Origin of the sequence: Brevundimonas sp., from assembly GCF_003248455.1 — a bacterium.
Taxonomy (GTDB): Bacteria; Pseudomonadota; Alphaproteobacteria; order Caulobacterales; family Caulobacteraceae; genus Brevundimonas.
In genome coordinates this window covers 1-12,382 of sequence record NZ_QFNM01000020.1, presented here as the reverse complement: position 1 = coordinate 12,382, position 12,382 = coordinate 1, and the positions used below count along the sequence as shown (strand labels likewise).

At 69.0% G+C, this 12,382-nt stretch carries 9 protein-coding genes; 6 read left to right on the top strand and 3 right to left on the bottom strand.

The features are described from left to right. Positions 1-18: 18 nt before the first annotated feature. Positions 19-915 carry a 3-deoxy-8-phosphooctulonate synthase gene (gene kdsA, locus DI624_RS08780; protein WP_291537395.1) on the bottom strand — a complete coding sequence of 299 codons (897 nt, stop codon included), beginning with the start codon at positions 913-915 and terminating at the stop codon, positions 19-21. A 94-nt stretch (positions 916-1,009) separates the two neighbouring features. Between kdsA and DI624_RS08775 the strand changes: the two genes are divergently transcribed. Beyond that, on the top strand, positions 1,010-2,464 hold the full coding sequence (locus tag DI624_RS08775) for a deoxyribodipyrimidine photo-lyase (RefSeq protein WP_291537394.1): 1,455 nt from the start codon (positions 1,010-1,012) through the stop codon (positions 2,462-2,464). Between the two features lie 128 nt (positions 2,465-2,592). Continuing rightward, complete coding sequence (gene sseA, locus DI624_RS08770; protein ID WP_291537393.1) at positions 2,593-3,417, top strand: 3-mercaptopyruvate sulfurtransferase; 825 nt, start codon at positions 2,593-2,595, stop codon at positions 3,415-3,417. A 9-nt stretch (positions 3,418-3,426) separates the two neighbouring features. Here the strand turns inward: sseA and DI624_RS08765 are convergent, their stop codons facing one another. Beyond that, positions 3,427-4,749, bottom strand: coding sequence for a dicarboxylate/amino acid:cation symporter (locus DI624_RS08765; protein ID WP_291537392.1), 1,323 nt, complete (start codon positions 4,747-4,749; stop codon positions 3,427-3,429). 31 nt (positions 4,750-4,780) lie between these two features. Further along, positions 4,781-5,860, bottom strand: a complete 1,080-nt coding sequence (locus tag DI624_RS08760; RefSeq protein ID WP_291537391.1) for an amino acid ABC transporter substrate-binding protein — start codon at positions 5,858-5,860, stop codon at positions 4,781-4,783. Between the two features lie 89 nt (positions 5,861-5,949). Here DI624_RS08760 and metC point away from each other — a divergent pair, with 89 nt between their 5' ends. From metC to DI624_RS08740, 4 genes are read left to right on the top strand one after another with little or no spacing between them, the layout of a single operon-like run. Beyond that, complete coding sequence (gene metC, locus DI624_RS08755) at positions 5,950-7,128, top strand: cystathionine beta-lyase (RefSeq protein WP_291537390.1); 1,179 nt, start codon at positions 5,950-5,952, stop codon at positions 7,126-7,128. 23 nt (positions 7,129-7,151) lie between these two features. Continuing rightward, positions 7,152-8,510 carry an O-antigen ligase gene (locus DI624_RS08750; protein ID WP_291537389.1) on the top strand — a complete coding sequence of 453 codons (1,359 nt, stop codon included), beginning with the start codon at positions 7,152-7,154 and terminating at the stop codon, positions 8,508-8,510. Beyond that, positions 8,485-10,596, top strand: a complete 2,112-nt coding sequence (gene parE / locus DI624_RS08745) for a DNA topoisomerase IV subunit B (RefSeq protein WP_291537388.1) — start codon at positions 8,485-8,487, stop codon at positions 10,594-10,596. The genes DI624_RS08750 and parE overlap by 26 nt, the downstream gene beginning before the upstream one ends. Before the next feature lie 39 nt (positions 10,597-10,635). Next, entirely contained in the window at positions 10,636-12,048 is a 1,413-nt protein-coding gene (locus tag DI624_RS08740; RefSeq protein WP_291537387.1) for an FAD-binding oxidoreductase, read from the top strand. Positions 12,049-12,382 lie beyond the last annotated feature (334 nt).

Genomic DNA, 12,382 nt, shown 5'->3' with positions numbered 1-12,382 from the left:
TCGCCCGCCCTAGAGGATTCACGCCGCCTGCGCCACCGGCGCCTTGGCGCCCAGCCTGATGGCCAGGTCGTCGAAGGCGATCAATTGCGCGGCCAGGGCTTCGAACTGGTCCAGCGGCACCATGTTGGGGCCGTCCGACGGCGCATGATCGGGATCGGGATGGGTCTCGATGAAGACGGCGTCCACGCCCACCGAGACGGCGGCGCGGGCCAGCACCGGTACGAACTCGCGCTGGCCGCCCGAGGACGTGCCCTGCCCGCCCGGCTGCTGAACGCTGTGGGTCGCGTCGAACACGACCGGACAACCGATCTCGCGCAGCACCGGCAGGGCGCGCATGTCGCTGACCAGGGTGTTGTAGCCGAAGCTGGCCCCCCGCTCGCAGGCCATCACGTTCGGATTGCCGGCGCCGACCACCTTGGCGACGACGTTCTTCATGTCCCAGGGGGCCAGGAACTGGCCCTTCTTGATGTTGATGGCCTTGCCGGTCGCGGCGGCGGCCAGCAGCAGGTCGGTCTGGCGGCTGAGGAAGGCCGGGATCTGCAGCACGTCGACCACCTCGCCCACCGGACCGCACTGGGCCTCGGAATGGACGTCGGTCAGTGTCGGCAGGCCGGTGACTTCGCGGACTTCGGCGAAGATCGGCAGGGCGTCCTTCAGGCCGATGCCGCGCGCCGCATTGGCGCTGGTGCGGTTGGCCTTGTCGAAGCTGGTCTTGTAGATGACGCCCGCGTTCAGCCGCTCGCCGATCTCCTTCAGCGCATGGGCGGTTTCCAGCGCGTGCTGGCGGCTTTCCATCTGGCACGGTCCGGCGATGAAGGCGATTCGCGCGCCGCCGCCGATGACGACAGGCGTCCGAAGACCTTCGGACAACGTAATGACAGCGTTGGGTCGGCTCACAGGTACGGCTTTCTGCATTAAACTGGGTCTGGCGTGCGGTCCTGCCGCAAGCATGAGGCCATCAGGTGGCGCTCTTCGGCGATCGGCGCAACTTATCACGGAGTTCTCCCGCTTGGCCAATAAGCCCGTCATCCTCTGGTTCCGCCGCGACCTGCGGCTTCGGGACAACCCGGCCCTGACTCAGGCCCACGAAACGGGACGGCCGATCCTGCCGGTGTTCATCCTGGACGACCGCTATGACCGACCCGTCGGCGCGGCGTCGAGGTGGTGGCTGGACAAGTCGCTGCGCGCCCTCGACGGCGCGTTGCAGGATCGCGGATCGCGCCTGATCCTGCGCCGCGGCGCTTCTCTGCCCGTAATCCAGGGCCTGATCGCCGAAACCGGCGCCGAGGCGGTCTATATGAACAGACTGTTCGAGCCGAACGCCTTCGAACATGACGCGGAGATCGCCCATGCGCTGAAGGCGGATGGCGTCGAGTGCCACGGCTTCAACGCCGCCCTCATGCGCCGTCCGGGCGCCGTGATGAACGGATCGGGCAGCCCTTACAAAGTCTTCACGCCCTTTCTTAAGACCCTGCTTTCCAAGAGCCAGCCTCCGCCCCCCGCGGCCGGGCCCGGGCGCATCTCGACGCCGACCGGGGTGGACAGCGACGATCTGAACGATTGGCGCCTGCATCCGACGTCCCCCGACTGGTCGGGTGCATTCGACTGGACGCCGGGCGAAGCGGGCGCGGCACGGGCGCTGTCGAACTTCCTCGCCAATGGACTGGCGACCTATGCGCGGGACCGGGACTTTCCCGACCGTCCCGCTTCCAGCCGTCTGTCCCCGCATCTGCACTGGGGCGAGATCAGCCCGTGGCGCGCCATCGAACGCGCTCGCCAGGGCGCTGCGGCGGGCAAGGTCTCGTCCGCCGAGGCCGAAAAGTTCGTCGCCGAGATCGGTTGGCGCGAGTTCTCGGCCCATCTGCTGCACCAGTTTCCCTACATCGTCGATCGCGCCTTCCGCCCCGAATACGACTCCATGCCGTGGCGCGACGATCCGAGGGCGCTCCAGGCCTGGAAAAACGGCCGGACGGGCTATCCGCTGGTGGACGCGGGCATGCGACAGCTGTGGGCCACGGGCTGGATGCACAATCGCGTGCGGATGATCGCCGCCTCCTTCCTGGTCAAACATCTTCTGATCGACTGGCGCGAAGGCGAGGCCTGGTTCTGGGACACGCTGGTCGACGCCGACCTGGCCAGCAATGTGCAGAACTGGCAGTGGATCGCCGGTTCGGGCGCCGACGCCTCGCCCTATTTCCGCATCTTCAATCCGGTCGCCCAGGGCGAGAAGTTCGACCCGAAGGGCGGCTATGTGCGGCGTTGGGTTCCCGAACTGGCGCGCGTGCCCGACCGCTGGCTGCATGCGCCCTGGACCGCCCCGGACGAGGTGCTGGGCGAGGCGGGCGTGCGCCTGGGCCGCGACTATCCCTATCCGGTCGTCCAGCACGACAAGGCCCGCGCCCGCGCGCTGGAGGCTCTGAAGATCGTCTCGGGGCGCCGCGATGACCAAAGCGATCGCGATTGACCGCACCGGCCCGCAGGCCGAAAGTCCGGCCATGCGGATCGTCGTCCTCCACGACGCCCTGGTCGACGGCGAAAGGGTCCGCACCGATGTCATCCGACGGCGTTTTTCCCGAACATGAAGGCGCGCCCATGAGCTTCCTGATCTCGGCCGAAGACCTCGCCGCCCGGCTGGGCCGGCCGAACCTGCGGATCATCGACGGCAGCTGGAGCCTGGACGGCCGCGACGGCCGCGCCGATTTCGAACAGGCGCATGTTCCGGGGGCGGTCTTCTTCGACCTGGACGCGGTGTCGAACGCCGCCAGCCCCCTGCCCCACATGATGCCGTCGCCGGCGGCGTTCGCCGCGGCGGCCGGCGCCCTGGGCGTCGCGGCGGCCGACCAGATCGTGGTCTATGACACCGCCGGCCTGTTCTCTGCGGCCAGGGTCTGGTGGATGTTCAGGACGATGGGCGCGCGCGACGTGCGCGTGCTGGACGGCGGCCTGCCTCTGTGGCGGTCGCAGGGGCGTCCGCTCGAACGGGGCGCCGCGACGCCTCGTTCCGCGAGCTTCCAGGTCGATCCCGTCCCCGGCGCCGTGGCCGAGCTGAGCGACGTTCGCGCCGCCGTCGGACAGGGCGTTCAGATCGTCGACGCCCGCGGCGCCGCCCGGTTCGAGGGGCTGGCGCCCGAACCTCGCCCCGGCGTCCGCTCCGGCCATATGCCGGGCGCGCTGAACCTGCCCTACGGCCAGCTTTTGAATCCTGACGGAACGATGAAGCGCGGCGCGGCCCTGGCCCAGGCGTTCGCCGGCATCGGGTTGGACCTGGACCGGCCCGTCATCACCACCTGCGGCTCGGGCGTCACCGCCGCCATGCTGACGCTGGGCCTGGCCGAACTGGGCCGGCCGTCGCGGCTCTATGACGGTTCCTGGTCGGAATGGGGCGCGCGCGAGGACACGCCCGTCCAGACCGACTGATCCCCAGCCTCAGGCCTTCGCGGCGACCGGCGCGGGTTCGCCCGGCTCTTCCGGCGCGTCGTCCTCGCCGCGCGACACCACGGTCGCCAGCACCAGGTCGCCGGTGACGTTCAGGGTGGTGCGGCACATGTCCAGGAAGCGGTCGACGCCCAGGATCAGGCCGATGCCTTCGGGCGGCACCTTCACCATCACCAGGATCATGGCCACGACCGGCAGGGAGCCCGCCGGCACGCCCGCCGTGCCCACCCCGCCCAGGATGCAGACCAGCATCACGATCACCTGCTGGCTGATCGACAGGTCGACGCCGAAGAACTGGGCCAGGAACAGCACCGTCACCCCCTCGAACAGGGCCGTGCCGTTCTGGTTGGCGGTCGCCCCGACGGTCAGGACGAAGCGGGCGATCTTGCGCGGCAGCTTCAACTGCTCCTCGGCCGCCTTCAGCGACACGGGCAGGGAGGCGTTGGACGAGGCGGTCGAGAAGGCCACCACCATCGGCTCGCGAACGCCCTTGAAGAAGGCGATGGGCGAGCGTCCGCCCAACAGCCAGATCACCAGCGGATAGACCACGAACATATGGATCGCCATCGCCCCGACGGCCACGCCGACGAAGGCCGCCAGCCGGACCAGCAGGTCCCATCCGAACAGGGCCGCCAGGTTGAACATCAGGCAGGCGATGGCCAGCGGCGCCAGTTTGATGAACAGGTTGATCAGGGTCATCGAGACCTCGAACACCCCCTGGATCACGTCCTGCAGGCGATCCGTCGCCGGACTCTTGGCCATGACCAGGCCGATTCCGAAGAACAGGGCGAAGACCATCAGCGGCAGGATGGCGTTCTCCGCCGCCGCCGTCACCGCATTGGAAGGCACCAGATCCAGGAAGAAGTCGCCCAGTTGGATGTTGGTGTCGCGTCCGCTCTGGACGATGCCCGCCGCGCCGTCCTTGCCCTGGGCCAGCAACTGCTGCGCCACCGCCGGATCGACCCCGCGACCGGGCTGGAAGACGTTGACCATCACCAGGCCGATCACCACGGCGATGCTGGACACCAGTATGGTCAGAAGCAGGGTCTTGATCCCCGCGCGGCCAAGAGCGCTGAGGTCGCCCATCTCCGCCACCCCGACCACCAGGGCCGAGAACAGCAGCGGGACCACCATCATGAACAGCAGGCGCAGGAATATCTGACCGATCGGCCCCGTGACATTGTCCGTCAGCCAGACGACCCAGGCCGTATCGGCCCCCAGGACCAGGTTGACGGCGAGCCCGCCGACCAGGCCGACGGAAAATCCGATCAGCATCAGCCAATGCAGCGCCAGGCCGCGTTTCGTCTCGGTCATCTGTCCCCCAGGATGCGATGCTGTCCGGCGGTTATCGGATCGGCAGCCCATAGATCAAGCCGGCCGGGCGCGCGTTCCATTGTGCGTTCAAACCGCGCTCCAGGTCGAGCGCCGATTGCGAACCCAGATTGCGCTCGAAAATCTCGCCATAGTTTCCGACCGCCGCGACCGCGTCCTTGGCCCAGGTTCTGGACAGGCCCAGCATGGGACCGAAGTCGCCTTCCGCCCCCAGCAGGCGCCGCACGCGCGGGTCCGTCGAAGTCTTGGCCAGGTCGTCCGCCTCCGCCCGCGCGACGCCCAGCTCCTCGGCCAGCATCAGGGCGTTCAGCGTCCAGCGCACGGTCGAGGCCCAGCGTTCGTCGCCCGCCCGGACCACCGGGCCCAGCGGCTCCTTGGAAGCGACGTCGGACAGGATCACGTGTTCGTTGGGACTGGTCAGCACCGTGCGCGCCGCCGCCAGGGCGGAGATGTCCGCGCTGAAGGCGTCGCAGTCCTCGCGGTTATAGGCGTCCCGGGCCGCGTCTTCGGTGTCGAAGACGACCGGCCGGTATTCGATGCCGCGCGATCGGAAATAGTCGACGGCGTTGGCCTGGGAGGTCGAGCCGGACTGCACGCAGACCCGCGCGCCTGTCAGTTCGGTGGCGCTGTTCAGATTGAGCGAGCGCCGCACCAGAAAGCCCTGGCCGTCGTAATAGTTGATCCCGGCGAAGACCAAACCCTCGCCCGCGTCGCGGGTCATGGTCCAGGAGGAATTGCGCCACAGCACGTCGATCCGCCCGTCGTTCAGGGCCGAAAACCGCTCCGCCGCCGACAACGGCACGAAACGCACCGCGTCGCCGTTCCCCAGGACCGCGGCGGCCGTCGCCCGGCAGAAGTCCACGTCGAAGCCGCGCCACTGTCCGCGATTGTCCGTATAGGCGAAGCCGACCAGCCCCTGATGCACGCCGCAATTCAGCCGCCCGCGTCGCTTGATCGCCGCCAGGGTCGGGCTGTCCGGCGGGGCGCCGGGGGCGGTGGCGACCGGGGCTTCGGGCCGCGCGTCGGTTGCCGGGGGCGCGTCCTGGCGTCCGCAACCGGCCGCCAGCACGGCCAGCGCCATCGTCCCGATCATCCAGCACCGCATCGCGTTGGTCCCTCGCCGCTTGCGCCCCGCAGGCTTTAGAGGCCTTTAGGCCCTGAACCGCAACCCATGGATCGCCCATGCCGACGCATTCGGACCGCACCCGCCTGATCGCCTCCGCCACGCGCCGGGGCCAGGGGCGCCGCCCGGTCAATCCGCCGCTGGAACGCGCCTCCACAATGCTCAGCGACACGGCCGGCGTCATGCGCGACGAGGCGGCTGGCCCGACCTACGGCCTGTCGGGAACCAGCGCGGCGCGTGCGCTCCGTCACGCCCTGGCCGATCTGGAAGGCGCGGCCGAGGCTTTTCTCGTCCCTTCGGGCCTGGCGGCCGTCACCGTGCCGCTGCTGGCCCTGCTGCGGCCGGGGGACGAGGTGATCACGACCGACGCCGTCTATGGCCCGACGCGCCGGTTCCTCAGCCGCTACCAGGCCGCGCGCGGCGTCACGACCCGCTTCCTGCCCGCCGACGCCGGCGCGGCCGACGTGGTCGCTGGCCTGACCGGGCGCACCCGGCTGGTGCTGATGGAATCGCCCGCGTCCCTGACATTCGAAATGGTCGATGTCGCCGCGGTGGCCCGGGCCTGTCGCGCGCGCGGCGTCCTGACCGTCGTCGACAACACCTGGGCGGCCGGGCTGGCCTACCGCCCCCTCGCCCACGGCGTCGACGTCAGCGTCCAGGCCGTGACCAAATATGTCGGCGGTCATTCGGACGTCCTGATGGGAAGCATCGCCGTCGACGATCCCGCCTGCCGCCGCGCCATCGGCGACGTGATCGAGGACCTGGGCTGGCACGTCTCGCCCGACGACGCCTGGCTGGCCCTGCGGGGTCTGCGCACCCTGCCGCTGCGCTACGCCGAACAGGCGCGCTCGGCCCTGGTCGTGGCCGAATGGCTTCAAGGGCGGCCGGAAGTCTCGCGGGTCCTCTACCCGCCCCTGCCCGGCGCCGCCGGCCATGATCTCTGGACCCGCGACTTCTCCGGCGCCGCCTCCCTGATGGGCGTGGTGATGAAGGGCGGCGACGGGGCGGCGGGCGCAGCCTTTCTGGACGCCCTGACCCTGTTCGGCCTGGGCTATTCCTGGGGCGGGTTCGAAAGCCTGATCACGTGCGAGACGCATCAAATGGCCTATCGCGCCCATCCGCCGGCGCTGGAGGGAGAACTGATTCGCCTTCACGTCGGGCTGGAAGACCCCGCCGACCTGATCGCGGACCTCGAACACGGCCTGGCCGCCTTCGCCGCCGCGCTCACGGTTCCTTAAGCGCGCGAGCCGACTGTCCGGCCGTGCGCGCCTCGCCTGTCCAGACCTCGGACGATTCGCCGCCGCTGTGGGAGCAGTGGGCGGCCGGCTTTGTCGTCTTCATGCTGACCGGCGCCCTGATCGCACCGCTCGTCGCCCCCGACCAGGCCGAGACGCCGGTGCTGCGCCTGATGTGGTTGCCGGTCTACGCCGTGATCGCCGGGCTGATCGTCTTTCGTTTCGACCGGGTGATCCGCGCCTGGCCCGCCTGGCTGATGATGTTCGGCCTGGTCGGCCTGGCCTTCGCCTCCCAATACTGGTCCATCGACCCGGGCGTGACCGAACGGCGGGTCATCGCCATGGCCATCAACAGCGCCTTCGCCGTCTATCTGGGCGCGGGGTTCCGAAACGCCGCCCTGCCGCGTCTGCTGATGCATACGGGCCTGGTCATGGCGGTCGGCAGCCTGGTCATGGTCTTCGCCTATCCCAAGGTCGGGGTGCACCAGTTCGACAACGCCGGCCTGTGGCGCGGTCTGTGGTACGAGAAGAACCAGATGGGCCTGGTCATGGTGGTCGGCGCCGTGTCGTCGGCCGCGACCCTGGCCGCCGACCATATCGCGGGCCGCAAGGGCGGCTTCTGGACCGCCCTCGTCGCCCTGGCGCTCACGACCCTCCTGGTTCTGGCGACCCAGTCCAAGACCTCGCTGCTGTGCTGGATGCTGGGCGTCGGCATGGTCGGCGGATGGTGGGCGCTGAAACAGGGCGGCGCCGTCGTCACCGTCGTCGGCGTCTGGCTGGGCGTCGTCACGGTCGCCAGCGCGACCTGGCTGTGGAACTCCGATTCCGCCGCCATCCTGGAAGCCCTGGGCAAGGATCCGTCCCTGACCGGCCGCACCCTGATCTGGGAGGCCCTGATGCGCAAGGTCGCCGAACGGCCCTGGACCGGCTATGGCTTCAGCGCCTTCTGGGGCGTGGACTCCATCCCTGCGCGCGAAATCCGCATCGAGACCCAATGGCCGGTGCCCAGCGCCCACAACGGCTGGATCGACCTGCTGGTCCAACTGGGCTGGCCCGGCGCCGTCTCCGTGGGGGCTCTCATGGCCGTCTCCGCCGTCATGATCGTCGCCCGTCTGAACGGGCTTGGCGCGCGCGAGGGTTATTGGAGCATCGCCTATCTGGCCGTCTTCACCGCGCTCAGCCTGTCCGAGAGCGTGCTTCTGACCCACGCCAACCTGCCCTGGGTGCTGATGCTGGCCATAACGGCGCGCGCCGTGACCTTCGATCCGGCCCCGGTTCGGGCGCCTGCGCGCGCGCCGCTTGCCCGACCGGCTTTGCGGGCCTACCAGAACCGGCCCCGAATCGCCTCAGACTATGTGAATGGCCGCCGACCTCTTCGCTTTTGACGACGAACCCGAAGCTCGCAAGCCCGAGCCGACAAAGCGTCCTGCGGCGATCCCGCCCCAGGTTGCGCCCCAGACCGCGTCCAAGGCCGCGAAGGCCGCGCCCGCTGTCGTGCCGGAGCCCAAGCCCGTCCAGGCCGCCGCGGCCACGGCCGCCTCCACCGGCTATTCCGCCTCGTCGATCGAGGTGCTGGAGGGGCTGGAGCCCGTCCGCAAACGCCCCGGCATGTATATCGGCGGCACCGACGAACGCGCCCTTCACCACCTGTTCGCCGAAGTCCTCGACAATGCGATGGACGAGGCCGTGGCCCGCCACGCCAAGCTGATCACCGTCGATCTGGACGCGGACGGCTATCTGTCCGTCCGTGACGACGGGCGCGGCATCCCCGTCGATCCGCATCCCAAACATCCCGGCAAGTCGGCGCTGGAGGTGGTGATGACGGTCCTCCACTCGGGCGGCAAGTTCTCGGGCAAGGCCTATGAGACGTCCGGCGGCCTGCACGGGGTCGGCGTCTCGGTCGTCAACGCCCTGTCCGAGCATCTGGACGTCACCGTCTGGCGCGACGGGTTCGAGTGGAAGCAGTCGTTCTCGCGCGGCCACGTCCTCGGTCCCATCCAGCAGGTCCAGCCGTCCAGGAAGCGCGGCACCCTGATCCGCTTCAAGCCGGACGAAGAGATCTTCGGCATGGGCGCGGCCTTCAAGCCCGCCCGCCTGTTCCGCATGGCCCGCTCCAAGGCCTATCTGTTCCGCGGCGTCGAGATCAAATGGACCTGCGCGCCGGAACGCATCGTCGACGCCACCCCGGCCCAGGCCCTGCTGCACTTCCCCGGCGGTCTGGCCGACGCCCTGGCCGAGCGCGTCGGCCAGTCGGAGACCGTCACCCCCGTCTTCGCCGGCCGCGCCGAGCGTCAGGGCGAGGCAGGCGCCTTCGAATGGGCCGTCGCCTGGTCGCCCATCGGTTTCGGCGAGGCCGACGGCTTCATCCAGTCCTACTGCAACACCGTCTCGACCCCCGACGGCGGCACGCACGAGGCGGGCTTCCGCGCCGCCCTGGTCAAGGGCCTGAAGGCCTACGGCGAACTGACCAACGAAAAGCGCGCGAGCGTCATCACGGCCGAGGACGTCATCGCCAACGCCGGCGCCCTGATCAGCGTCTTCATCCGCAATCCCGAATTCCAGGGCCAGACCAAGGACCGCCTGTCCTCGCCCGAGGGCGCGCGTCTGGTCGAACAGTTGCTCCGCGACCCGCTGGACCACTGGCTGACCGAAAGCCCCAAACAGGCCAACGCCCTGCTCGGCTTCGTCATCGACCGCGCCGAGGACCGCCTGCGCCGCAGAAAGGACAAGGAGGTCCAGCGCGCCGCCGCCACCCGCAAGCTGCGCCTGCCGGGCAAGCTGTCGGACTGCTCCCGCCAGGCCGCCGAGGGCACCGAACTGTTCATCGTCGAGGGCGATTCGGCCGGCGGCTCGGCCAAACAGGCGCGCGACCGCACGACCCAGGCCATCCTGCCCCTGCGCGGCAAGATCCTGAACGTCGCCTCCGCCACGGCGGACAAGCTGCGCCAGAACGTCGAACTGTCCGACCTGGCCCTGGCCCTGGGCGTCCAGCCGGGCAATCGGTTCAACATCGACGACCTGCGCTACGAGCGGATCGTCATCATGACCGACGCCGACGTGGACGGCGCCCATATCGCGGCCCTGCTGATCACCTTCTTCTATCGCGTCATGCCCGAGACCATCCGCCAGGGCCGCGTCTTCATGGCCCTGCCGCCGCTCTATCGCATCTCGGCCGGCCCGTTGAGCGAGTACGCCCGCGACGACGCCCACCGCGACGAACTGCTGGCCACCGTCTTCAAGGGCAAGAAGACCGAGATCGGCCGCTTCAAGGGCCTGGGCGAAATGATGGCCTCCCAGCTCAAGGAGACCACGATGGACCCCAGGAAGCGCACCCTGGCCCGCATCACCGTGCCCGACGCCGAATCCAGCATCGAGGACCTGGTCGAACGCCTGATGGGCAAGCGCGCCGAGGCTCGGTTCCAGTTCATCCAGGAAAATGCGCAGTTCGTGAAAGAAGAACTGGACGTCTGAAGGCTTCCAACGCGCCGCCACGCCTGACACAAGGGGGCCATGAGCACGACCGCCCCCTCCCCCGCCGTCCTCGACGACCTGAAGGCCGCCCTCGGCGACGGCGGCTGGACCCAGGACCCCGAGGTCGTGGCGCCGTTCCTGACCGAGTGGCGCAATCGGTGGTCCGGGAACACGCCGCTCCTTCTGACCCCCCGCTCGACGGCCGAGGTCGCCCGCGCCGTCTCCATCTGCGCCCGCGAAGGCGTCGCCATCACCCCCCAGGGCGGCGGCACGGGCCTGGTGGGCGGTCAGATTCCGTTTGGCGAAGTCCTGCTGTCCCTCAAGAAGATGCGGGCCGTCCGCGACGTCACCCCTCTGGACGACGCCATGACGGTCGAGGCCGGCCTGACCCTGTTGGAAGCGCAACAGGCGGCGACGGCGGCCGGCCGCTGTTTCCCGCTCAGCCTGGCCGCCGAGGGGTCCGCCACCATCGGCGGCGTCATCTCCACAAACGCCGGCGGCACCCAGGTGCTGCGCTACGGCATGATGCGCGATCTGGTGCTGGGCATAGAGGCCGTCCTGCCGAACGGCCAGGTCTTCCATGGCCTGAAGCGACTCAGAAAGGACAACACCGGCTATGATCTGAAGCAGCTTCTGATCGGGGCCGAGGGTACATTGGGCGTCGTCACCGCCGCCACGCTGAAACTGTTTCCGATCATGCGCTCGCGCGCCGTCGCGATCGTGGCGCTGGACACCGCCGCCGCCTCGGTCGAACTGCTCGCCCGCGCCAAGGCCGAAACCGGCGGCGGCGTCGAAGCCTTCGAACTGATGAAGCGCCTGGGCATGGAGCTGGTGCTGAAAAACATTCCCGACACCCGCGAACCGCTGGACACGACCCCCGACTGGTACGTCCTGATCGAGATCGCCTCGGGCGCGCCCGGCGGGGCTGAAGCCCAGATGCAGGCCCTGCTGGAGGTCGCCTTCGAAGAGGGGCTGATCACCGACGCCGCCATCGCCCAGAACGACGCCCAGCGCGCCGCCTTCTGGCGCCTGCGCGAGGAGCATTCGGCGGCTCTGAAACCCGAGGGCGGGGGCTGGAAGCACGATGTCTCGGTGCCCATCAGCCGTATCGCCGACTTCATCGACGAGGCTTCCGCCGCCGTCGAACGGTTCCACCCCGGCGCCCGCATTTCGGTGTTCGGCCACGTCGGCGACGGCAATCTGCACTACGACATCCTGCCCGGCCTCGGTCAGGACATCCCCGCCTTCATCGGCCGCTGGAAGGAAGGCTCCCAGGTCGTCCACGACGTGGTCGCTCGCTACGACGGCTCCATCTCGGCCGAGCACGGCCTGGGCCGGCTCAAGACCGAAGAGGTCAAACGCTACAAATCCCCTATCGAGATCGAGACCATGGCCGCCATCCGCCGCGCCCTCGACCCCGACCGCATCATGAACCCGGCGGTGCTTTTCTGAACGTCCGTCTCTTCCCCACATCTTGGGGGAGACGAAAGGAACCTGCCCCTCCGCTCGTCATCCTCGGCCTTGTGCCGAGGATCCATACTCCCGGTATCCGCCGCCGTTCCCCAATCTTAAGACCGAGCGTATGGATCCTCGGCACAAGGCCGAGGATGACGGATTGAGAGGATGGCTCGTCCAGCCATCACAATGCGTCTGGTGCATTCCCCGCGAATCCAACCGCTTGTCGAAATATCTCCCCCATCATCCATCCTCCCTCCGAAACGCGCGTATTCTTGCCGCGTCTCGTCGCATCGGAGGGCTCGTAAGGCCTGCGACCTTGCGGCGGCGG

Bases quoted from the DNA above. Each gene is read 5' to 3' on its own strand.
- sseA (WP_291537393.1), top strand. From the start codon at position 2,593: ATGAGCTTCCTGATCTCGGCCGAAGACCTCGCCGCCCGGCTGGGCCGG.
- DI624_RS08760 (WP_291537391.1), bottom strand. From the start codon at position 5,860: ATGATCGGGACGATGGCGCTGGCCGTGCTGGCGGCCGGTTGCGGACGC.
- parE (WP_291537388.1), top strand. From the start codon at position 8,485: ATGGCCGCCGACCTCTTCGCTTTTGACGACGAACCCGAAGCTCGCAAG.
- metC (WP_291537390.1), top strand. From the start codon at position 5,950: ATGCCGACGCATTCGGACCGCACCCGCCTGATCGCCTCCGCCACGCGC.
- DI624_RS08740 (WP_291537387.1), top strand. From the start codon at position 10,636: ATGAGCACGACCGCCCCCTCCCCCGCCGTCCTCGACGACCTGAAGGCC.
- DI624_RS08765 (WP_291537392.1), bottom strand. From the start codon at position 4,749: ATGACCGAGACGAAACGCGGCCTGGCGCTGCATTGGCTGATGCTGATC.
- kdsA (WP_291537395.1), bottom strand. From the start codon at position 915: ATGCAGAAAGCCGTACCTGTGAGCCGACCCAACGCTGTCATTACGTTG.